Below are 22,116 nucleotides of genomic sequence, written 5' to 3'. Positions count from 1 at the left end.
GCCAGCAGAGTGGACGTATGGATCAGGCACAGGCACGCACCTGGCTCACCACCGCGATCGAGGAGGCCCGCGCCGGGCTCGCCGAGGGCGGCATCCCGATCGGCGCCGCGCTCTACGGCGCCGACGGCGCGCTCCTCGGCCGCGGCCACAACCGGCGGGTCCAGGACGGCGACCCGTCCATGCATGCGGAGACGGCCGCGTTCCGTGCTGCGGGACGGCAGCGGTCGTATCGCGGGACGACGATGGTGACGACGCTCTCGCCGTGCTGGTACTGCTCGGGACTGGTCCGGCAGTTCGGCATCTCGCGGGTGGTGATCGGCGAGGCGGCCACCTTCCACGGCGGTCACGACTGGCTCGCCGAGCACGGTGTCGGGATCGTGCTCCTGGACGATCCCGAGTGCGTCGGGATGATGCGCGACTTCATCAAGAACAATCCGGCCCTGTGGAATGAGGACATCGGTGACTGACCCCCGTATCCCCACGATCGACCTGAAGCCCTGGTTCGACGGCGACCCGGAGGTCCGCGCGCGGATCGCCCGTACCGTCGACGAGGCGCTGCAGACCGCCGGGTTCCTGCTCGTCACCGGGCACGGTGTGGACCCTTCGCTGCGCTCCCGGATCCGCGAGGCCGCGAAGGCGTTCTTCGCGCTGCCCGTCGAGGTCAAGCAGGCCTACGCCGCGAAGGTCGGCGGGCGTGGCTGGCTCGGGCCGGGGGCGGAGGCCAACGGGTACTCGGAGGGGACCGAGACCCCGCCGGACCTGAAGGAGTCGCTGACCTTCGCCACGCACGAGCCCTTCGAGGACCCGGAGACCAACGCGGAGTGGTACGCGCCGAACGTCTGGCCCGCTCAGGTGCCGGAGCTTCAGCGGCTCTGCGAGGAGTATCTGGCGCGGATGGCCGACCTGGAGAAGACACTCCTGTCCCTCCTCGGTGAGGCCCTCGGGCTCGAATCCGACTTCTTCTCCCGGCACATGGACCATCCGACATACGGCTTCAACATCAACTGGTACCCGGGCACCGAGGTGATCGGCGCACCCGAGCCGGGCCAGTTCCGCATCGGCCCGCACACCGACTTCGGGACGGTCACGATCCTCGACCGGCAGGCCGGCAAGGGCGGCCTGCAGGTCTACACGGACGAGGGCGGCTGGGAGGACGCGCCGTACGACGCGGAGGCCTTCACCATCAACATCGGTGACCTGATGGCCCGTTGGACCGGCGACCGCTGGCGCTCCGGCCGCCACCGCGTCCTCCCACCCCCCGCCGACGCACCCACCGAGGAGCTGATGTCCCTCGTCTACTTCGGCGAGTGCACCCCGGGCACCCTCGTGGAGTCCGTACCGGCACCGGTGGGGCGGGTGGCGTACGAGCCGGTCGACTCGCATGTGTATCTGCGGGAGAAGCTGGACTCGATCACCGTCGACTGAGGTTCTCGATCAGCCGCTCGAACCGCGCCCGCCACCGCTCCTCCGACTCCTGCTCGCCCCGGAACTCATGGGTGAAGCGGAGCGTGCTGCCCTCGTCGCCGGCGCGCTCGAGATGGAACCTGAGCCGGCCACCGCCCTCCACCGTGTACTCGGCGATCCGCTCCACGTCCCAGGCGGTGACTCTCCCGGAGCCGACGTCACGCAGGGTGACCGCGCCGCCGAGACGGGGTTCGAGGACATCGGCCGGAGTGAACCAGGCGGCCAGGCCTTCCGCGGTGGCCAGGGCGGGCCAGACCGTCTCCATGGGCCTCGGGAGCCGCACCAGGAAGTGGAGTATGTGCGTGCTCCCGTGGATCCGGCTGGCGCCCTGCTCGATGGAACCGGTCATGACACCAGCGTGACTCCTGGCGGGGCGTTCTGCACGCCTTAAGGGCGCTGACCTGCCTTGTCCACGATGGCCCGGTCAAGGATCGCGCTGATGCCGCGGACCTTGCCGTCGTCGTCGAGTTCCCGCTCGCCGAGGAAGACGGAGGTCTTCTCGTCGAAGATCATCTGCACCTGCACCCGGCCGCTCTGCCGGGTGATCGCGACCCCTTCACGGCCCACCGCGTCCTTGACGCCCCGGACCACCTCGACGCCCGGAATCCGGGCGGCGGCCCGGTAGAGCGCCGCGCTCACGTCCGGCGGCATCAGCGACTCCTGGACCAGGTCGCCGAAGAGGACGAAGGCCTCCTCGTCCTGGTCCGGGTGCTCGGCGTCGACCTTCTTGGCGCTCGTCGCGCACAGCCAGTCGTACATCTCGTCCGGGTCGGTGGGCAGTTCGGCAAGGTCGCGGTAGGTCATGTCCTGCCAGCCCTCCAGCACCACGTGCTGGTTGTTGTCGATGTCCTCCTCCAGGAGCCCGCTCGTGCTGCCGTTCACCGAGTTCCAGATCTCCCTGGTGTGGACGGGATCGAGCTTTTCGGGACCGCCGTTCACCTGGCGCATGTAGGCGACCCGGCTCTTGATGTAGACGAACTGGTCGTCGCGGATCCTGCCGTACGGCACCCCGCTCTCGGCTCCTCGCGCCGCGCCCTCCAGCACGGCCACGGCCTCCTTGGACACGGCCGGCGCCGACGAAGATCCGAAGGGGACGGTGAAGGCTACGGCCGCGACGGTTGCCACGGCACCGGCCCCCAGCGCGGGCAGCAGCCACCTGGCACGCGTGCGGGCGGCCTGGTCCTCGCGCCGGATCTCGGTCATCAGATGCTCCTTGAGGAGTCGGTGACGGCCCGGTGGAAGATCCCTCTCCGGAAGTTCGGGAAGCTGGTTCATCGGTTTCCCTCCCTGATGGGCCCGGCCGCGGTGGTGCGGTCACCTCTCATCTGTCCGTGCGGGTGAGGCGGTTCCATATATTTCGCGAGTTTCGTCCGCGCCCGCGAAAGCCGCGATCGTACGGTCCCGACGGGCACCCCTAGCGCCTCGGCCGCCGCCTCGTAGCCCAGCCCCGACCACACGCACAGCGCCAGCACTTCACGCTCGGCCCGCCGCAGCTTCGCCAACGCGGTCCGTACGACGGCCAGTTGCGCCGAGTCGTCCAGCCGGCCCGCGACGTCGTCGGCGAAGTCCCGTACGTCCTCGGCGGGCGGCAGACGGGCGACGGCCGCCGCGTGTCGTCGGGCGGTGCGGCGGGTGTTGCGGGTGACGTTGGTGGCGATGCCGAGCAGCCACGGCCGCAGCGAGCCGCCCTCCTCGTCGAGCCGCTCACGCAGCCGCCACGCGTCCAGGAAGGTCAGCGAGACGACGTCCTCGGCCGTGCTCCACTCCCCCGTGAGCCGGAAGGCATGGCTGTAGACGGAGCGTGCGTACGCGTCGAAGAGGTCACCGAAGGCGTTGTGGTCCCCCGCGCGGATGCGTGTGCGCAGATTCGTATCCACGCCTCTTTATCTGTCCGTACGGCAAAGGCCGGTTCCGTGACTCACGTCACAGGAACCGGCCTTCACCGCAAGGGACTTACACACCCGCGTACGAGTGCTTGCCCGACACGAAGATGTTGACGCCGTAGTAGTTGAACAGCCAGCAGCCGAAGGCGAGCAGGGCCAGGTAGGCGGCCTTGCGGCCCTTCCAGCCGGCCGTGGCGCGGGCGTGCAGATAGCAGGCGTAGGCGACCCAGGTGATGAAGGACCAGGTCTCCTTGGGGTCCCAGCCCCAGTAGCGGCCCCACGCGTCGCCCGCCCAGATCGCGCCCGCGATGATCGTGAACGTCCAGAGCGGGAAGACGGCCGCGTTGACGCGGTACGAGAACTTGTCGAGGGAGGCCGACGCGGGCAGCCGGTCGAGGACGGAGTTCGCGAAGCGGCCGGGCGTGCCGCCGGTGGCGAGCTTGTTCTCGTACGAGTCCTTGAAGAGGTACAGGATCGTGGAGACCGCACCGACGTAGAAGACCGCGCCGCAGAAGATCGCCGTCGAGACGTGGATGTACAGCCAGTACGAGTGAAGGGCGGGAACCAACTGGTCGCTGGCGGTGTACAAGACAGTGACGGCGAGGCCGAGATCGAGGAGGACCGTGGTGATCAGGAAGAGTCCGAGCCAGCGGATGTTCTTCTTCAGCGCGAGCAGTGTGAGGTACACAGCGACGGCGACCGTCGAGAAGGTGATGTTGAACTCGTACATGTTGCCCCACGGCGCCCGCTGCACCGACAGGGCCCGAGCGAGCACACCACCGAACTCGATCAGAAACGCGAGGACGGTGAGGGAGATGGCGATACGCCCGTAGAGGTCCCCCTGCTCGTCCCCGCCGTGGGCCCCCGGCCCGTCGGGCACATCCCGCGCACCCGCCGCGGCCCGCACGACGACCTTCGGCCGCTCCAGTACGGCGGCCCCGCCCGCCGTCTGCACCGTGACGGCCGGCGCTTTCGCCGCGGTCTTCTGCGCGGTCAGCGCGGCGGCTGTTCGGCCGACCTTGCTGCGGCTGCCGAGAAGCCACTCGGCGATGTAGGCGAAGAAGGCCAGCGTGTAGACGGCCATCGCCGAGTAGATCAGCGTGTTGCTGAGGCTCGCGAGATTTTCGTTGGTCGCGGCGGCGAGATCGGTTGCGGCGGCGAGAGTCACGTCTCCAGCCCTTCGGCAGGTACGGCTTGGGTATCGGGGTTGATGTGCTCGGTGCTCGGCTCCGCAGCGGGGTCGGCGACCGGTGACTTGGCGGCGCGCTGCGCGGTGGCGGAGTCCGGCTTGTCGGGGGCAGGCTCGTCGGTCGTGGGCGGCACGGCGGGGGCGGATACGCCGTCCTGCGCCGTGTCCGTGCCGGTATCCCGGTCGGGGGCCCCGGGAGTCCGGTCGTAAAGAATCCCCGCGAGTTCACCGAGTTCCTCGGGCACCTTGGCGGACTCGCTTCGGCCGAGGCCGGCCATTTCAACGACCGTCACCCCATCGGCGCTGCGCGTAGCCCGCACCCACACCCGGCGGCGCTGGATGAACAGGGAGGCGGCGAGGCCGAAGATCGCGGTGATGGCACCGCCGAGCGCCCAGCCGCTGGCGGGCTGCTGGGTGACCTGGAAGTTCGCCCACTCCTTGGTGCCCTCGTAGGTGACCGTGCCGGCGCCGCCCGGGAGCTTCATGGTCTCGCCGGGCTTGAGGTTCTCCCTCAACTGCTGGCCCTTGGAGTCCTTGAAGTCCTTCATATGCGACTTGTCGAGCTGGTACACGCTCTGCGGGATGCCCGAGTCGACGCCGAGGTCGCCGTGGTAGGGCTCCAGGTTCAGGATCGGGTTCAGCAGCGCCGGGAAGGCGGAGGAGATCTCGTTGCCCTTCACATAGCTCGGCAGGAAGAAGGCCTTGAAGCCGAGCTGTTCACTGACGCCCTTGGCGTTCTTGTAGCCGTCGTAGACCTTGATCACGCCGGAGGAGGTGGAGTTGGAGTCGAGCGGCAGCAGCGGCACGGCGTCGCTGTAGACGACGTTGCCCTTGCCGTCCCGGACGGTGATGAGGGGGGCGTAGCCGTGGGCGGTGAGGTAGACCTTCGAGTCGCCGATCTCCAGGGGCTTGTTGACCTGGACGACGGTCTTCTTGTCCTTGCCGTAGGCGCCCTCGGCGTAGGTGATGGCGGCCTTGTAGGTGCGCGGAGTGCCCTTGTTGGGGCCGGAGGTCTCGTACGTGCCGGTGAAGTCGTTCAGGATGAAGCTGAACGGCGCCAGGTCGTCGGTGTCGAAGAGGGTGCCGGACTTGAAGTCGTCGTACTGGGTGAGGGTGTTGGAGAAGCCGTCGCCCTCGAGGACCAACTTGTTGCCCTCCATCTTGAACAGCTGGCCGACGGCGAAGGCGACCAGCATCACGATCAGCGCGATATGGAAGGCGAGGTTTCCGACCTCACGCAGATAGCCCTTCTCGGCGGCGACGGCGTCACCGGAGAGATGGGCGCGGAAGTGCCGCTTCTTCAGCAGGGTCAGCGCGGCCTCGCGGACCTGCTCCGGCTCCGCCTCGGTGCGCCAGGTCGTGTACGCGGGCAGCCGGGTCAGCCGCCTGGGCGCGCCCGGCGGACGGCTGCGCAGCTGACCGACGAACTGCCAGGTGCGGGGCACGATGCAGCCGATGAGGGAGACGAACAGCAGGATGTAGATCGCGGAGAACCACACCGAGCTGTAGACGTGGAAGAGGCCGAGCTTGTCGTAGACCGGCGCGAGGATGTCGTGCTTGTCGCGGAAGTCGGCGACCTTGGTGGCGTCGGTTCCGGACTGCGGGATCAGCGAGCCGGGGATCGCACCGATCGCCAGCAGCAGGAGCAGCAGCAGGGCGACCCGCATGGAGGTGAGCTGACGCCAGAACCAGCGGGCCCAGCCGACGACGCCCATGGAGGGCAGGCCCGGCAGCTCCTCCTTGGGGGCGGTGGAGAGCTGGGAGCCGGCGGCGCCCAGGTCCTGGTCCTGGTCCTCGGCGGCGGCCGAAGTCGCGTCGGAGGCGGTCGTCTTGCTCATCGATCAGATCCCCACAGTGAAGCCGTTGGACCAGTTCTGCATCTCCGACACGAGACTGTCCCAGGTGCCGGTCAGCAGCAGCAGCCCGGTCGCGATCATCATGGTGCCGCCGATCCGCATCACCCAGACATAGTGGCGCTTGACCCAGCCGAAGGCGCCGAGCGCCTTACGGAAGGCGATCGCCGCGAGGACGAACGGCACGCCGAGGCCCAGGCAGTACGCGACGGTCAGCAGCGCCCCGCGGCCCGCGCTGCCCTGCTGGGAGGAGAGCGCGATCACCGAGGCGAGGGTGGGGCCGATGCAGGGCGTCCATCCGATGCCGAACAGCGCGCCGAGGAAGGGGGCCCCGACGAGCCCGGTGACCGGTCGCTTGTGGAAGCGGAACTCGCGTTGGGTGAGCCAGGGCATCAGGCCCATGAAGAAGACACCCATGGCGATCATGAGCACGCCGAGCACCTTGTTCAGCACACCGTGCTGTTCCTGGAGGTTGGAGCCGAAGTATCCGAACAGCGCGCCGCTGGAGACGAACACGGCGGTGAAGCCCAGCACGAACAGCGAAGCGCCCGCGACCATCCGCCCGCGCCGGGCCTCGGCCAGATCGGTGCCGGCGACTCCGGTGACGTAGGACAGATAGCCGGGGACGAGCGGCAGGACGCACGGCGAGAAGAAGGAGACAAGGCCGCCGAGCAGCGCGATCGGCAGGGCCACCAGCAGGGCGCCGTTGAGCACGGTGCCGTTGTAGCCGGTGGCGGCCAGCGTGGACACTCCGGTCACGTCACTTCTCCGCGAGGACCGGGGTGAGCATCGTGCGCAGCTTGTCCTCGCTGAGTGCGGCGAGCGAGCGGGCGGCGATCTTGCCGTCCCGGTCGAGGACGAGCGTGGAGGGGATCGCCTGCGGGTTGAGCGTGCCCTTCTTGAAGCGGAGCATCAGCTTGCCGGTGGGGTCGTACAGGCTGGGATAGGTGACGCCCTGCTGCTTCTCGAAGGCGACGGCGTTCTTGGTGCTGGTGTCACGGGTGTTGATGCCGACGAATTGCACGCCCTGGCCCTTGAGGTCCTTGTAGACCTTCTCGAACCCGGGTGCCTCGGCACGGCACGGGGCGCACCAGGAGCCCCAGACGTTCAGCACGACGACCTTGCCCTTGTACGAGGCGACGTCGAGCTGCTTGCCGTCGATGGTGTCGCCGGACAGGTCGGGGGCGGCGACCCGCTCGCCCTGCTTGACGGTCGCGATGCCGTCCTCGCCCATGACGAAGTTGGTGTTACCGCCTCCACCCGAGGTCCCTCCGGAGGTGCAGGCGGACAGCAGCAACGCGGCTACGACGGCACCGGCGAGGGTCAGGGGGGCGCGGCTGGCGGCACTCATGTGAAAAGTTTCGCATGTCCGTTCCGAGGATCTTGCGCACCCCCCTTCCGGGCGGAAACTCCCATTTCAGAGCTGCTTCCACCCCGCCGCGGGCGCCTGCCCGACGTCGAGGGTGCGCAGCTTGTCGAGCACCGCCGGCTTCTGTACGTCCATCCAGTCCACGAACTGCCGGAAGGAGACGAGGCGGATGTCCTCGCCCTTCTCCTTCTCGCGCGCGATGTGCTTCAGCGCGGCTTCCACGGCGTCCATGTAGATGCCGCCGTTCCACTGCTCGAAGTGGTTGCCGATGAAGAAAGGTGCACGATTTGTCTCGTATGCCCGCTGGAATCCCGCTATGTACGCCTCCGACGACTGCTTCCGCCAGCCCGGGTAGTTGTAGGACGGCGCCTTGGTCGTGTTGAGCGACTGGTTGGCGAGCATGTTGTAGTCCATGGACAGGACCTCGAACGAACGTCCGGGGAAAGGTATCTGCTGAAGCGGCAGATCCCATATGCCGTTCTTCTTGGTGGGCCAGACCTGACGGCCGCCGGGCGAGGAGGCGTCGTAGCGCCAGCCGAGTTCACGGGCGACGGGCAGCAGGTTGTCCTGGCCGAGCAGGCAGGGCGTGCGGCCGCCGACGAGTTCCTTCTCGTAGTCGAAGGGCAGGGCGGGCATGTCGGTCCACCCGGTGTTGGTCCGCCACTCCTTCACGAAGGCCTTCGCCTGCTGGATCTCGCTCTTCCACTGCTGCGGCGTCCAGTTGCCGACACTGCCCGTGCCGGCGCAGAAGTGCCCGTTGAAGTGGGTGCCTATCTCGTGCCCGTCGAGCCAGGCCTGCCGGACGTTCGTCAGCGTCGCCTTGACGTGCTCGTCGGTGAGGTAGCCGATGTCGGAGGCGCCACGCGGGTTGTTCGGGGGGTCGTACAGCCGCTTCTTGCTCTCGGGCAGCAGATACAGCCCGGAGAGGAAGAAGGTCATGTGCGCGTCGTGCTGTTTGGCGAGTTCCAGGAAGCGCGGAAAGAGCCCGTTGCCGACCTCACCTGCCCCGTCCCACGAGAAGATGACGAACTGCGGCGGCGCCTGACCGGGCTCCAGCGGCACGGGCTTCGACGGCTGGTGGGGCTGCTTCCCGGTGAACGAGGTCGACCCGTCACCGATCGGGCGGGCGGTGGCCTTCGGCTTGACGGAAGGCCTCTTTCCGGAACCCCCGACCCCCGACGACCCCTCTGACGGGGTGAAGGTGCCACAGCCGGCCAGCCCGGCAGCAGCAGCGGCACCGGCCCCAAGACCGATCGCTCCCCTTCGGGTGAGATTGCGCATTACATCCCCGATCATCACGTGCTCTGGTGGTCACCCAGTCAGAGGACACGAGGAACGAGGAGGTTCCGGAAGTTCGCAAGCATTCCGGAACAAATGCAACAACGGCGCAACAAAAGGCCTTTAAGGGGCGCGGGGAACTGCGCGAACAACCCCCACCGGCGAGGCAGCCGAAGAACTACCTGAAAAGCCGCACAATCACAGCGAAGCGCTACGCGCCGAACGCCTTGTCCTTCCCCTTGACCGGCTTAGCCCCTGCAAGGAGATGCGCCGGCACAAGATCCCGCGCCGGCTCGGAGTACCCCACGGACACGATCCGGTTCCCCTGATACGTGAAGGACGTCAGGGACGCGAGCGTGCACTGCCGCTTGCGCGGGTCGTGCCACAACCGCCGCCGCTCGACATACGACCGCACGATCCAGATCGGCAGCTGATGACTGACCAGCACCGCCTCATGCCCCCGCGCAGCGTCCTTCGCGGCGTCCAGCGCCCCCATCATCCGTACGACCTGGTCGACGTAGGGCTCACCCCAGGACGGCTTGAACGGGTTGACGAGGTGCTTCCAGTTCTCGGGCCGCCGCAGCGCCCCGTCGCCCACACCGAAGGTCTTGCCCTGGAAGACGTTGTCGGCCTCGATGAGCCGCTCGTCGGTCGCGAGATCCAGGCCGTGCGCCTTGGCGATCGGCGTGGCCGTCTCCTGCGCGCGCTCCAGCGGGGAGGAGCAGACGTACGTGATGTCGCGCGGCGCGAGGTGCTCGGCGACCCGGTCGGCCATCCGCCGCCCCAGCTCCGACAGGTGGTACCCGGGCAGCCGCCCGTACAGCACGCCGCCCGGGTTGGCGACCTCGCCGTGCCGCATGACGTGTACGACGGTGATGTCGGGGTTGCTCATGCCTGGGCCTCCGCCGCCGCTCGGGCCGCCACCGGGAGGGCGTCGGCGATCCGCTGCACGGCACGCTCGTCGTGGGCCGTGGACACGAACCAGGACTCGAAGGACGACGGCGGCAGATAGACGCCGTTCGCCAGCATCGCGTGGAAGAACGCGGTGAAGCGGAAGGACTCCTGCTTCCTGGCGTCCTCGTAGTCACGCACCGCCCGGTCCGTGAAGAAGACGGAGAACATGTTGGAGGCGGTCTGCAGCCGGTGCGCGACGCCTTCCTTGGTGAGCGCCTCGGTGACCAGGGCCTGGATCTGCGTCGAGACGGCGTTGACGGTGTCGTACGCGGCGTCGTCGAGGAGGCGCAGCTGGGCGAGGCCGGCGGCGGTGGCGACCGGGTTCCCGGAGAGGGTGCCGGCCTGGTAGACGGGACCGGCGGGCGCGAGGTGCGCCATGACGTCCTCCCGTCCCCCGAAGGCGGCGGCGGGAAAGCCCCCGCCCATGACCTTGCCGAAGGTCATCAGGTCGGGCCGGACGCCGTCGATGCCGTACCAGCCGGCCCTGCTGGTCCTGAAGCCGGTCATGACCTCGTCGGAGATGTAGAGGGCGCCGTTCTCCCGGCAGGCGTCCTTCAGCCCCTGGTTGAACCCGGGCCCCGGAGGCACCACCCCCATGTTCCCGGGCGAGGCCTCGGTGATCACGCAGGCGATCTCGCCGGGGTGCCGGTGGAAGGCCTCCTGTACGGCTTCGAGGTCGTTGTACGGCAGCACGATGGTGTCGCCGGCCTGGGCACCGGTGACGCCGGGGGTGTCGGGCAGGGCGAAGGTGGCCACGCCACTGCCCGCGGCGGCGAGGAGCGAGTCGACGTGACCGTGGTAACACCCGGCGAACTTGATCACCTTGGTGCGCCGGGTGAACCCGCGGGCGAGCCGGATAGCGGACATGGTGGCCTCGGTACCGCTGGAGACGAGCCGCACCTGCTCAAGCGGCTCGATCCGGGCGACCATCTCCTCGGCGAGCGCGACCTCGCCCTCGCCGGGCGTGCCGAAGGACGTACCGCGGGAGACGGCGTCCTGGACGGCGGCGATGACCTCGGGGTGGGAGTGCCCGAGGATCATGGGTCCCCAGGAACAGACCAGGTCGACGTAGTCGCGCCCGTCGGCGTCGGTGAGATAGGGCCCGTGGCCGGACACCATGAACCGGGGTGTCCCGCCCACCGCCCGGAAGGCGCGCACCGGCGAGTTGACGCCGCCGGGCGTGACGGCGGCCGCACGGTCGAACAGAGCCTGCGAGACAGGCGCATCGTATGAATAAGGCAGTTCACTCATGTCCGGCGACTTCTCCGACCTTCTCCGATTTCCTGGGCTTCTCCTGGTGACCTCCTCAGGGTAGGCGGCGGAGGAACCGGACGTGGTCCCCCACCCGTCTCCCCGTCTGCGAAACTGAGACCTGATACACACAGCTCAAACGGGGGTCCCGTACGTATGTCATACGGGAGCCCTCACCGGCCATGCTGTGGCGAGGCTTGTTCAGGGGCTGCGAAGATCCTGCGGACAGGTGTTTCAACGCACGTTTCGGCGGGCGGCCGTGGGGGAGGTCACTGACACGATGATCGGGTTGCGCGGCGGGGGCCACGCGTCCTAGAAAAGCAGTCGGGTGGAGATATGCATCGCGGTGGCGGACTGGGCGAGGGGACTGACGACCTGGGTCCTCGACGTGCCCGAGGGGGCAGGCACCGGCGCGAGGCGGAGGAAGCGGCTGAGTCACGTCAGGCACAGGGTGGACAGGAGCCCGAGCGGCACGACCAGCGGGTCGAGCGGCTGCGGGCGGGGAGCAGGAATGGTGGTCGGGTGGGGGTGACGTACAAGTACTTCGGCGCACCTGACGGCGCGACCGCGGCCCGCGTCCCGATCTCGATGCGCCCCGAGGAACTCGGCGGCGACGAGCTCGGCATGAACGGCATGTTCACCAAGATCAAGCCCGAGACGATGGCCGCGATGGTACTCACGGGCATCGAGGGCGTCCCCCTGTACAAGGTGCCACCCCTGGAACTGGTCGTCCTCCACCCCGACTACGCCGTCGTCAAACTCCCCATGACCGTCGTGGACCCGCTGCGGGGGATCGGCGAGGAAGCGGTGGGCGCGGCTGCGTTCATCTGGTCGACTGTGCCGGACCGGGGTGGGCCCCGGGATGCGTTCAATGTGTATCAACTGCTGCACGAGTGGCAGGACTTCAGCCATCGGTTGCATGAGGCGGGGCATCAGCCGTATTGCCTTGTGTGGCCCTGACCTGGGGTTTCTTGGGATTCGGGCGGGGTCTTCGGGCCTCGCCTTTTTTAGGGGTCCTTGCAGAATGATCTTCCTGTGGCACGGTGGAGATGGAAGTGGTTCCGTCTTTGTGGGGGTGACCCGTGGCACCCGGGGCGTAAGCGGATCGATGACCGCAAGACGCTGCAGGGTGTTGGGCTTCGGTTCCGGTCCTGCCTGTTGGCGGCGGCTGGCTGAATGGCAGGAGGCCGGGGTGGGGGAGCAACTCCAGCGGGTGCTGCTGGACCGGTTGCGGGCGGCGGACCGCTTGGACTTCGACCGCGTCACCGTCGATGCCTCGCATGTGCAGGCCAAGCGGGGGCGAAGCAGCCCAAAAGCCGGTCCGAGTCCGGTTGACCGTGCGCGGCCGGGCCCGGAACACCACATACTGACCGATGCGCACGGCACCCCGCTGCGAGTGTCGCTGACCGGCGGACAGCGCAACGACGTCACGCAGCTCCTGCCTCTGGTCGACGGCGTACCGCCGGTGCGGGGCAAGCGGGACCGGCCCCGGCGCAAGCCCCGGGCGTTGTATGCCGATCGCGGGTACGACCACGACCTGTATCGCCGCCGGTTGCGCGAGCGCGGCATCGTCCCGAAGATCGCCAGGCGCGGTCAGCCACATGGCCTGGGCCGGGTGCGGTGGGTCGCCGAGTCCGCCGTCGCCCGGCTCCACGGTCCCCGCCGCTTACGGACCCGCTGGGGAAGCCCGAGACGACATGCACGACGCCTTCCTCCAGCTCGCCCACTGCATGACCCTCGCCCGCAAGCACCCAGCATTCCGAAAGGAGCCCTTAGCCTGGCCGCGTGCCCCTCACTCTGGCGGGTCTGCTCGCTCACCAGGACCTCGGCCTGAAGCTGCGCACCGGAAGCGCCGACGTGGTCGTGCGGTGGGCGCATGTCAGTGATCTCGTCGATCCGACGCCGTATCTGGACCGGGACAGCCTGCTGCTGACGACCGGGCTGAGCCTGGGGCGGACCAGTCGCCGCTGGCCGGAGTACGTCGACCGGCTGGTGCGGGCGGGCGTGCCCGCGGTCGGGTTCGGGGTGGGGCTGCGGCATGCCGAGGTGCCGCAGGCGCTGCTCACCGAAGCGGCCCGGTGCGGGCTGAGTGTGGCCGAGGTGCCGCAGGCGACACCGTTCAGCGCGGTGGTCCGGAGGGTGGCCGACGGGCTGATGACCGAGGAGCGTGCCGAGCAGACCGCCGCCATGGAGGGCTACCGCGGGCTGGTCCGGGCGGCACTGACCCCGCCGCCGCACAGGTCCGTGGTCACCCGGCTGGCAGGACAACTCGACGCGTGGGTGCTGCTGCTGTCCCGGGAGGGGCATCTGCTGGCCGGGGCGCCGGAGAACGCCCGGCGCCATGCCGAGCGGGTCCGGCTGGAGGTGGCCCGTGCCCGGTCCTGGCACGCGGCGGCGTTCGACCACGGCGGTACCCGGGTGACCCTGCTGCCGGTGGGCCAGGGCGCCCGCCCGGCGGGAGTGCTGGCCGTCGGCCGGGCCGCCCCGCTGCGCGGGCACGAGCGGGGCGTGGTCGACGTCGCCGTGGATCTGCTGTCGCTCGGTGTGGCCCAGGCCGCGGAGCTGATGGACAGTGAGCGCCGGGAGCGGGCCACGGTGCTGTCCATGCTTATGTCGGGCCGTGTCGCGGCGGCCGAGGAGGCCGCGGAGGCACTGGGCATCCCGCTGCCGGAACCGCCGGTGCGGATCGCCGCCCTCACCACCTCCCCGGCCCGGCGGGTCGATCTGCTGGAGGCGCTGGAGGACGAACGCAGCCTGCAGATCGTCTCGGCGCTGGTGGCCGGGGACGCCCAGGGACGCGTCGTGGTCGTGCTGCCCGCCGTCGAGGGGGACGCAGGCGTCGTACAGACCGTGCTCAGCCGGACGAGCGGGAGTCTCGGCGTCATCAGCGAACCCGCCGATCTGAACGGGCTGGCCGATGTCTGGCCCAAGATCGCGGCACTCGCCGACACCCTGCCCGCCTCCGCGACCGGCCGCCTGCTGGCGACCAAGGACGTCGCCCACGAGGGCCTGCTGGCGCATGTGAGCCCGGCGAAGGCCGAGGGATGGGCGTACGCCACCCTCGCACCCCTGGAGTCCGAGGACGCCCGGCGCATCGATCTTCTCCAGACGGTACGGACCTATCTCGCGCACAACGGCAACACCGAAGCCGCCTCGGCCGCCCTCAGCATCCACCGCCGGACCCTCACCTATCGCCTCGGGCGTGCCGAGACGCTGCTGGGCCGGCGGTTCTCCGACCCCGGACTGCGCGCGGAGCTGTGGATGGCGTTCACCGTGCGGGACCGCTGAAGGCCCACCCCGGCCAGTCCGCAGATGGCGCAAACGTAATACGCGATTACGCACATCGCGCATTGGGCGCCCGGGGGGCCGCACCGCACCTTGGTCCCACCCCTCCCCGCTCGCTCCCCCTTCAGGAGACGTTCATGTCCACGACCTCAGAGCGCCCGGTGCTGGAGGTCTCCTTCACCGACGACCCCAGAGTCGTCAAGGAGGCCGCCACCGAGGACTACTCCACCCACGTCGTCCCGCTGTCCTGGCGATCGGGCCGCTGGTCGCTGACGATGGCCTGGTGGGCCATGTTCTCGGCCATGTTCTGGCTCTACGTCGCAGTGGCCTCGGCGGACGCCGTCGGCACCCCGGCCACGCTCGCGGGCATAGCCCTGACGGTCGTGACGTACGGCATGGTCAACCTGGTGCTGTCGCGGTACGCGGCCCGTACCGGTCTGACCGTCGCCCTGCTCTCGCGCCGTCTGTTCGGCACGCTCGGCTCGGCGCTGGCGCCCCTGATCTTCGCCGCCACCGCCCTCTACTACGGGGTGTTCGAGGGCTCGATCGTCGCCGTGGCCTTCCAGAAGTACTTCGGCGGCGACATCAAGATCTGGTACCTGGTCGTGGTGGTGTACGCCCTGCCGCTGGTGATCGGCGGAGTGCGAACCTGGCTGGACAAGCTCAACGGGGTACTGCTGCCGCTGTACGTCGCCGGACTGATCGCCGTCGTCGTCACGGCCACCGTCAAGCAGGGCTACCCGCACGACTGGCTGCACTCGGCGGCCTCCGCCGGAACGCTGCCGGGCTGGCTGACGTCGTACCTGATCTACATGGGCGTGTGGATCATGATGATGTACACCATCGACTTCGCCCGCTTCGGCAAGGCCGAGGACCAGAAGTTCCACGGCACGGTCACCTTCGGCTGGGTGTTCTACTTCTTCACCTTCGCCGTCAACGGGCTCATCGGCATCTACCTGCTCCGTGCCTGGAACATCGCCGGATCCGAGACCGGCGTGGTGGACGCCTTCATCGACACCCTCGGGTTCGCCGGGGTCCTGGTGATCGTCGTGTCCCAGACCCGTATCAACACCGCCAACTACTACCTCGCCTCCACCAACCTGGAAGCCTTCGCCGCCCGCGTCCTGCGCCTGAGGCTGCCGCGCGCCGCCTGGGTCGCGGTCTCCGGGGTCATCGCCTACCTGCTGATGCTGACCGACGTGCTCAGCTACCTGCTGCGTGCGCTGGCCTGGCAGGGCGTCTTCGTCACCGCCTGGATCGCCATCGCCCTGGTCCACATCGCCGTACGCGGCGCCGACCGCGACGGACTGCCCGAGTTCCGCCCGCTGCGGCTCGTCCCCGTCACTGCCGGGGCCGGGGCATGGGTGGCCGCCTCCGTCGTCGGGATCGTCCTCACCGAGCAGAAGGGCAGCGCCGTACTCGCCCAGCTGGCGCCGCTGGTCACCGTCGCCCTGGCCGCCGGACTGTACTGGCTCGCCCTGAAGTTCGCGCCCGACGCCGTCCGCCGCACCGGGGACGACCCGCGCGACGAGGTCGAGGACATCTGGGAGGCCCGGGTGCGCTGCCACGCCTGCGACCGCAGTTACATCGCCGTCGAGATGGACCGGACCGCCAAGGCCACCGTCGTCTGCTCCGCCTGCGCGGCGGACGGCCGCTGAGACCGCCGCCCAGCCTCCGAAAGAAAGAGGACCCGTGACCGCGATCATCCACAGCCGGGCCGCCGACACCGACCGGCCCGCCATCACCTACCGCGCCGCGGGCGACCGGTACGTGCTCGTCGAGTACGGCGAGATGGCACTCGACCTGGAACTGAACTTCTTCGTCACCGCCGTCTCCGCCCGCCTGGCCGCACACCCGGTGCCCGGCCTGGTGGAGGGCGCCCCCGGCTTCCGCTCCCTGCTCGTGCAGTACGAGCCGGCTGCCATCGACCGCAAGGATCTCATCGCAGCCCTGGAGGAGGTGCACGACGCCCAGGAGTCCGTCCGCTCCCTGACCATCCCGAGCCGGCTCATCACGCTGCCGATCGCCTTCGCCGACGCGGAGAGCCGGGAGGCCGTACGGCGCTACGCCACCACCATCCGGCAGGACGCCCCGAACGTTCGCGACAACTCCAACATCGACTACATCGTGGAGTACAACGGGCTCGACGGCCCCGAGGCGCTGTACGAGACCGTCACCGGCACCGAGTGGTGGAACGCCTACACCGGCTTCTTCCCGGGCCTGCCGTTCATGTTCCCGCTCGACCCCCGCAACGCCATCACCGTGCCGAAATACAACCCGACCCGCACCTGGACCGCCGAGGGCGCGGTCGGCATCGGCGGCCCCTGCGTGGCCATCTACCCGGTGGAGTCCCCGGGCGGCTACCAGCTCTTCGGCCGCACCGTGCCCGTCTACGACATCCTCGCCCGGCACGACGTCTTCCGCGAGGACCCGCTGCTGATCCGCCCCGGCGACCGCGTGCGGTTCCTGCGGGTGAGCGAGGACCAGTTGCTCGCCGCCCGCCGGGACGTGCTGGAGAACCGCTACGAGTACATGATCGAGGACGATCCGTTCTCGGTCGCCGACTACCTGGAGCGCGCCGAAGCGGTGCGCGCCGAGGCCGACACGCTGCGCACCGCCCGCGAGGCGGCGGCCGCCCGTATGGAGGTGCCGTAAATGTCGACTGCCGTCTTCGACGTGGTCTCGCCCGGGCTGCAGACCCTGGTGCAGGACTACCCGGGCCGCCGGGGCCTGCAGTCCAGGGGCTTCTTCCCGGCCGGGCCGATGGACCACCTCTCCTTCCGCGTCGCCAACTCCCTCGTCGGCAACGACGTCGGGGCCGCCGCCCTGGAGATCCCCATGGGCCGCCTGACCCTGAACGTGCTCGCGGCGACGTCGGTGGCCGTCACCGGCGCCGAGGGCTCGGGCATCACCCTCAACGGTGAGCCGATGCCGCTGTGGGAGACCGTCCGGGTCGTCCCGGGCGACGAGATCAAGTGCGCGATCGTCAAGGGCCCGGGTTTCCGCCTGTACCTGGCGGTGGCCGGCGGCATCGACGTGCCCACCGTGCTCGGCTCCCGCGCCACCTACACGATGGGCGGCATCGGCGGAGTGGAAGGCCGCGCGCTGGCCAAGGGCGATGTCCTGCACGCCCTGCACGCGCCCGAGCCCGCCCGGCTGCGTGTCCCCACGGCCCTACGCCCGGCTCTGGCCAACGACTGGGAGGTCGAGGTGATGCGCGGCCCGCACGCCAACCCCGACTTCCTCACTGAACAGGACTGGAAGGACCTGCTGGGTCGCGAGTGGAAGGTCGACCTCAACGCCAACCGCGTCGGCACCCGCCTCCAGGCCCACCGCTTCCAGTGGGCCCGGCCGTCGGGAGGTGTCGCCGGCGGCCACCCCTCCAACGTGCTCGACGGCAGCTACCCGTTCGGCGGCATCAACACCAACGGCGACGTCCCCGTCATCCTCGGCCCCGACGGGCCGACCGCCGGCGGCTTCACCGTCATCGGCACGGTCGTGCAAGCCGGCCTGTGGAAGACCGGCCAGCTGCGGCCGGGCCGCGACACCATCCGCTTCCGCGAGGTCTCCCTCGACGAGGCACTCTCGCTCGCCGCCCGCGCCGACTACACCACCGACCCCCAGCACTACGAGGAACTCTGATGGCCGGCACCTCCCCCCGCATCGACATCAACTGTGACATGGGCGAGAGCTTCGGCCGCTGGAGCCTCGGCGACGACCTGGGCATGATGCCGTACCTCACCTCGGTCAACATCGCCACCGGCTACCACGCCGGCGACCCGCCCACCATCCGCCGTACCGTCGCAGCGGCCGTGGAGCACGGCCTGGCCGTCGGCGCCCACCTGGCCTTCCCCGACCTGATGGGTTTCGGGCGACGCCGCATGACGGTCGCGCCCGAGGACCTGGAGGACTACTGCCTCTACCAACTCGGCGCGCTGGACGCCTTCGTACGGTCGGCGGACGGGCGGCTCGCCCACGTGAAACCGCACGGCGCCCTGTACGTCATGGCCTCCGAGGACCCACGACTGGCCGCCGCCGTCGCCCGTGCCGTCGCCAAGACCGACCCGTCCCTGCCGCTGATGCTGCTCAACCGCAGCACCACGGACGCCGTCGCCGCCGAGGGCATCACGCTCGTCCCGGAAGCCTTCCCCGACCTGCACTACGACGGCTCCGGACACCTCGTCATCGAGCCGGTCAAGCTCGCCTGGGACCCGGACCTCGTCGCCCGCCGTGCGGTGCGCATGGTGCTGGAGCGCAAGGTCGAGGCGAACGAGGGAACGGAGCTCGATGTCGACGCCCTCTCCCTGTGCCTGCACGGGGACGCGCCCAACGCGGTGGAGACCGCAACCGCCGTACACACGGCGTTCGTTGAACACGGCATCGAAACAGTGCCGCTGGCAGACCTGGTGGTGACGCCGTGATCGAGTCGTTGCTGATCGCCAACCGGGGCGAGATCGCCCGCCGCATCATCCGCACCGCCCGCCGGCTCGGCATCCGTACGATCGCCGTGCACAGCGATGTCGACGCCGGACTGCCGTTCGTGGCCGAGGCCGACGAAGCGGTGGAGATCGGTCCGGCGGCGCCCGCGGAGTCGTATCGCAATGCCGACCGGGTCCTGCGAGCCGCCCTGAAGACGGGCGCGGCGGCCATTCACCCCGGCTACGGATTCCTCTCCGAGAACGCCGAGTTCGCCCGCCGGGTGCGGGAGTCGGGCCTGGTCTGGGTCGGCCCGGACCCCGAGGTCATCGACCTGATGGGCGACAAGATCAACGCCCGGAACGCGGTCGCCGCCACCGGGATGCCCGTCGCGCCCGGCACCGTCGACCCGGTGACCGACGAGGCCACCGCCGTGGTCGCCGCGGCGGACATCGGCTACCCGATCATGGTCAAGGCGTCCGCGGGTGGCGGTGGCATGGGCATGGGCATCGCCACCGACGAGGCGGAGCTGCGCAAGCAGTACACGGCCGTGTCCGGCTTCGCCGCCCGGCTGTTCGGCGATCCCGGCATCCTCCTGGAGCGCTACTACCCCGACGCCCGGCACATCGAGGTACAGATCCTCGGACTCGCCGACGGCACGGTGGTGGCCCTCGGCGAGCGCAACTGTTCCGTGCAGCGCCGCAACCAGAAACTGGTCGAGGAGAGCCCCTCACCCGCACTCGACCCCTCGCTGCGCGAGCGCATGCTCACCGCCGCCGCCGAGGTCGGCAAGGCCGTCGGCTACCGCAACGCCGGGACCGTGGAGTGTCTGGTGTACGGCGAGACGGGCGCCCAGGACTTCGTCTTCCTGGAGATGAACACCCGGCTCCAGGTCGAACACCCCGTCACCGAGGCGGTGTTCGGCGTCGACCTGGTCGAGGAGCAACTGCGCGTGGCGTCCGGACTGCCACCGACCGTGGACCTCACGGCCGTACAACCGCGAGGCCACGCGGTCGAGTTCAGGGTCAACGCCGAGGACCCGATCCGGTTCCTGCCCGGCCCCGGCGCGGTCGCCGCATGGGTCGAGCCCACCGGAGAGGGCGTGCGCGTCGACTCCGGATACGCCGAGGCCACCAAGGTGACACCGGCGTACGACTCGCTCATGGCGAAGCTGATCGTGCACGCGGACTCTCGTGAGGAGGCACTCGCCCGGGCACGTGACGCGCTCGCGTCCTTCGCCATCAGCGGGCCCAAGAACAACCTGCCGTTCTTCACCGAACTCCTCGACGAACCCGCCTTCGCCGACGGCACCTACACCACCGGCCTCGTCACCCGCATGCGCGCCCCCCGCCAGGAACGTTAGGAGACCCCCGATGGCCCAGCAGATCACCGCAGACCTCGCCGCCAACGTATGGAAGGTGCTGGTCACCGAGGGCAGCGTCGTCGCCGTCGGCGACCAGCTCGCGATCCTCGAATCGATGAAGATGGAGATCCCCGTCGAGGCGGACACCGCGGGCACCGTCACCAAGCTCGCCATCAGCGAGGGCGACGTCCTCGAAGAGGGCGCCCTGATCGCCGAGATCTCCTGAGCCCGCCTGCCTCCACTCCCCCGAGCCCGCCAAGTCCCCGAGAACGGAACCCACTTCCATGGCCACTGCCACCCTCCAGCCTCTGACCCGGCCGGGAGTACTCGCCGACCGCATCCCGGGTTCGGCCCTGCTCCGCGACACTCTCCTTGTCACCGGCGGCGCCGGTCTCACCGGCCTCGCCGCGCAGGTCTCCCTCCAGACCCCGCTCAGCCCGGTCCCCTTCACCCTCCAGACCCTGGCCGTCCTCCTCACCGGCGCGGCACTCGGCACCGCACGCGGGGCCGCTTCGATGGTCCTCTACCTCGCCGCGGGCGCCGCCGGAGTCCCCTGGTTCGCCGACCACAGCCATGGCGCAGGCGGCCCGGCCTTCGGCTACATCGTCGGTTTCGTCCTCGCCGCCCTGCTCGTCGGCGAACTCGCCCGCCGCGGCAACGACCGCAGCGTCGTCGGCACCATCGGCCTGATGGCCCTCGGCAATACCGTCATCTACCTGACCGGAGCCACCTGGCTGGCCCTGCACCTGCACCTCGGCCTCCAGGACGCCATCGCGAAGGGCGTCACCCCCTTCCTGGTCACCGACGCCCTCAAGACAGCGGTGGCGGCGGGACTGCTGCCACTGGCGTGGCGGGGAGTGGCACGCATCCGTCCGTGAGCGAGGTACCGCAGTCGGACTGCAGGTTGGTGGCATCTCGCACGTGAGCTCATCGGCGCGGCCGTGGACGACGACAACGCACTCTTCACGGAGAAACCCCAGGTCAACCCCCTGCAGCTCCCATTCGCTGCATGAGTGACAGGACTTCAGCCATCGGCTGCATGAGGCGGGGCATCAGCCTTATTGCCTTGTGTGGCCCTGAGCTGGGGTTTCACTGGGGGCACTGATGTGCCCTGGGCGGCGGGCGGGTCAGCGTCGTCTTCCGCCTCGGCCTCCGCTTCCGTGAAGGCGTCGTGGCCGTACGGCAGGAGTGGGTGGACCGCAGCGTCCCGCGCTACCTCGACATGCCCGGCACACCAGCCGGCTACGACGCCGCCATGCTGCTGGGGTACTCCCTCCTCGTCCCCGCGGTGATCACCCCGAACTCGTCCCCAATCTCCGCGCCTTGGCTTCGGAAGTCTCTTGACCAGGCCACTACGGTCAAGCAACGACAAAACGCCAGGTGCGCCCTCGCCGGCAAAACAGGGCATCTCCGAACGCCTCCAAGAAGCGCTGCTGAAGGAGCGCACGGAAGACCTCGCCGTCCTCCTGGTCGACGTGACCCAGCCCAAGGTGCAAGAACTGTACGAATCATGGGGGTACACGAAGGTCGGCGAGCAGCAGCCGTTCGCCGACTCCCCGGTGTACGCCGTCATGATCAGGACCTCCGGAACTGATCGCTAGCCGTTGAACCGCCGACTGCCGTCGGCCGACAGCAGCGATCGCGGACAACGCCCACCCGCCTGGCGCGGTGTTGTCCTTTGCCCACGGCTGAGCGCGGGCCTCTCAAGTGGTGCCTCCTCGTGTTGTGCAGGATGAGGGTTGGGTGGTGCCTGTGTGCAGGGGGTGTGGTACCGGGGTCGGATCCGGCCCTACGGCAACGCTGGCGCCGGC

At 69.4% G+C, this 22,116-nt stretch carries 21 protein-coding genes and 2 pseudogenes; 13 read left to right on the top strand and 10 right to left on the bottom strand.

Features of this window, described 5'->3' with window-relative positions:
• Positions 1-17: 17 nt before the first annotated feature.
• Both QQY66_RS28710 and QQY66_RS28705 read left to right on the top strand, forming a co-directional pair.
• Positions 18-467: a nucleoside deaminase gene (locus tag QQY66_RS28710; RefSeq protein WP_301983158.1), complete on the top strand. Its 450-nt coding sequence runs from the start codon at positions 18-20 to the stop codon at positions 465-467.
• Complete coding sequence (locus tag QQY66_RS28705; RefSeq protein WP_301983157.1) at positions 448-1,425, top strand: isopenicillin N synthase family oxygenase; 978 nt, start codon at positions 448-450, stop codon at positions 1,423-1,425. Before QQY66_RS28710 ends, QQY66_RS28705 begins: the two co-directional genes overlap by 20 nt.
• Here QQY66_RS28705 and QQY66_RS28700 read toward each other — a convergent pair.
• From QQY66_RS28700 to hemL, 10 genes are all read right to left on the bottom strand, one after another.
• Positions 1,412-1,813, bottom strand: a complete 402-nt coding sequence (locus tag QQY66_RS28700) for an SRPBCC family protein (RefSeq protein ID WP_301983156.1) — start codon at positions 1,811-1,813, stop codon at positions 1,412-1,414. The two genes, QQY66_RS28705 and QQY66_RS28700, sit on opposite strands and share 14 nt — an antisense overlap.
• Before the next feature lie 38 nt (positions 1,814-1,851).
• On the bottom strand, positions 1,852-2,739 hold the full coding sequence (locus QQY66_RS28695; RefSeq protein ID WP_301983155.1) for a CU044_5270 family protein: 888 nt from the start codon (positions 2,737-2,739) through the stop codon (positions 1,852-1,854).
• Positions 2,736-3,341: an RNA polymerase sigma factor gene (locus tag QQY66_RS28690; protein ID WP_301983154.1), complete on the bottom strand. Its 606-nt coding sequence runs from the start codon at positions 3,339-3,341 to the stop codon at positions 2,736-2,738. Before QQY66_RS28690 ends, QQY66_RS28695 begins: the two co-directional genes overlap by 4 nt.
• 76 nt (positions 3,342-3,417) lie before the next feature.
• Positions 3,418-4,515, bottom strand: a complete 1,098-nt coding sequence (gene ccsB / locus QQY66_RS28685; protein WP_301983153.1) for a c-type cytochrome biogenesis protein CcsB — start codon at positions 4,513-4,515, stop codon at positions 3,418-3,420.
• Positions 4,512-6,374, bottom strand: a complete 1,863-nt coding sequence (locus QQY66_RS28680; RefSeq protein ID WP_301983152.1) for a cytochrome c biogenesis protein ResB — start codon at positions 6,372-6,374, stop codon at positions 4,512-4,514. Before QQY66_RS28680 ends, ccsB begins: the two co-directional genes overlap by 4 nt.
• A 3-nt stretch (positions 6,375-6,377) precedes the next feature.
• On the bottom strand, positions 6,378-7,148 hold the full coding sequence (locus QQY66_RS28675; protein ID WP_301983151.1) for a cytochrome c biogenesis CcdA family protein: 771 nt from the start codon (positions 7,146-7,148) through the stop codon (positions 6,378-6,380).
• A gap of 1 nt (position 7,149) precedes the next feature.
• Positions 7,150-7,740 (bottom strand): TlpA disulfide reductase family protein, encoded by a 591-nt coding sequence (locus QQY66_RS28670; protein ID WP_301983150.1) that lies wholly within the window; start codon positions 7,738-7,740, stop codon positions 7,150-7,152.
• Positions 7,741-7,806: 66 nt separating this feature from the next.
• Entirely contained in the window at positions 7,807-9,039 is a 1,233-nt protein-coding gene (locus QQY66_RS28665; RefSeq protein WP_301983149.1) for a hypothetical protein, read from the bottom strand.
• A 208-nt stretch (positions 9,040-9,247) separates the two neighbouring features.
• The gene (locus QQY66_RS28660; protein ID WP_301983148.1) at positions 9,248-9,928 is read right to left on the bottom strand and encodes a histidine phosphatase family protein; all 681 of its coding nucleotides are present in this window, start codon (positions 9,926-9,928) and stop codon (positions 9,248-9,250) included.
• Positions 9,925-11,241, bottom strand: a complete 1,317-nt coding sequence (gene hemL / locus QQY66_RS28655) for a glutamate-1-semialdehyde 2,1-aminomutase (protein WP_301983147.1) — start codon at positions 11,239-11,241, stop codon at positions 9,925-9,927. Before hemL ends, QQY66_RS28660 begins: the two co-directional genes overlap by 4 nt.
• 522 nt (positions 11,242-11,763) lie before the next feature.
• On the opposite strand from hemL, the gene QQY66_RS28650 reads away from it, so the two are divergent.
• From QQY66_RS28650 to QQY66_RS28600, 11 genes and pseudogenes are all read left to right on the top strand, one after another.
• The gene (locus tag QQY66_RS28650; RefSeq protein WP_301983146.1) at positions 11,764-12,201 is read left to right on the top strand and encodes a hypothetical protein; all 438 of its coding nucleotides are present in this window, start codon (positions 11,764-11,766) and stop codon (positions 12,199-12,201) included.
• Between the two features lie 126 nt (positions 12,202-12,327).
• A pseudogene (locus QQY66_RS28645) lies at positions 12,328-13,001 on the top strand (IS5 family transposase); the annotation flags it as partial.
• Between the two features lie 25 nt (positions 13,002-13,026).
• Positions 13,027-14,529 (top strand): PucR family transcriptional regulator, encoded by a 1,503-nt coding sequence (locus QQY66_RS28640; RefSeq protein ID WP_301983145.1) that lies wholly within the window; start codon positions 13,027-13,029, stop codon positions 14,527-14,529.
• Between the two features lie 134 nt (positions 14,530-14,663).
• The gene (locus tag QQY66_RS28635) at positions 14,664-16,184 is read left to right on the top strand and encodes a cytosine permease (protein WP_301983144.1); all 1,521 of its coding nucleotides are present in this window, start codon (positions 14,664-14,666) and stop codon (positions 16,182-16,184) included.
• A 34-nt stretch (positions 16,185-16,218) separates the two neighbouring features.
• On the top strand, positions 16,219-17,181 hold the full coding sequence (locus QQY66_RS28630) for a carboxyltransferase domain-containing protein (RefSeq protein ID WP_301983143.1): 963 nt from the start codon (positions 16,219-16,221) through the stop codon (positions 17,179-17,181).
• A complete protein-coding gene (locus tag QQY66_RS28625; protein WP_301983142.1) occupies positions 17,182-18,168 on the top strand; it encodes a 5-oxoprolinase/urea amidolyase family protein in 987 nt (328 codons plus the stop codon). It abuts the gene before it with no gap.
• A complete protein-coding gene (locus QQY66_RS28620) occupies positions 18,168-18,947 on the top strand; it encodes a LamB/YcsF family protein (RefSeq protein WP_301983141.1) in 780 nt (259 codons plus the stop codon). Before QQY66_RS28625 ends, QQY66_RS28620 begins: the two co-directional genes overlap by 1 nt.
• Positions 18,944-20,305 carry an acetyl/propionyl/methylcrotonyl-CoA carboxylase subunit alpha gene (locus tag QQY66_RS28615; RefSeq protein ID WP_301983140.1) on the top strand — a complete coding sequence of 454 codons (1,362 nt, stop codon included), beginning with the start codon at positions 18,944-18,946 and terminating at the stop codon, positions 20,303-20,305. The genes QQY66_RS28620 and QQY66_RS28615 overlap by 4 nt, the downstream gene beginning before the upstream one ends.
• Before the next feature lie 10 nt (positions 20,306-20,315).
• The gene (locus QQY66_RS28610) at positions 20,316-20,531 is read left to right on the top strand and encodes a biotin/lipoyl-binding carrier protein (protein ID WP_301983139.1); all 216 of its coding nucleotides are present in this window, start codon (positions 20,316-20,318) and stop codon (positions 20,529-20,531) included.
• A gap of 58 nt (positions 20,532-20,589) precedes the next feature.
• Entirely contained in the window at positions 20,590-21,183 is a 594-nt protein-coding gene (locus QQY66_RS28605; RefSeq protein WP_301983138.1) for a biotin transporter BioY, read from the top strand.
• A 519-nt stretch (positions 21,184-21,702) separates the two neighbouring features.
• Positions 21,703-21,906: pseudogene (locus QQY66_RS28600) on the top strand (GNAT family N-acetyltransferase); the annotation flags it as partial.
• Positions 21,907-22,116 lie beyond the last annotated feature (210 nt).

Source organism: Streptomyces sp. DG2A-72 (genome assembly GCF_030499575.1).
GTDB lineage: Bacteria > Actinomycetota > Actinomycetes > Streptomycetales > Streptomycetaceae > Streptomyces.
Note: the sequence above shows the minus strand (reverse complement) of the source record. Positions and strands in the feature narration are given on the sequence as shown.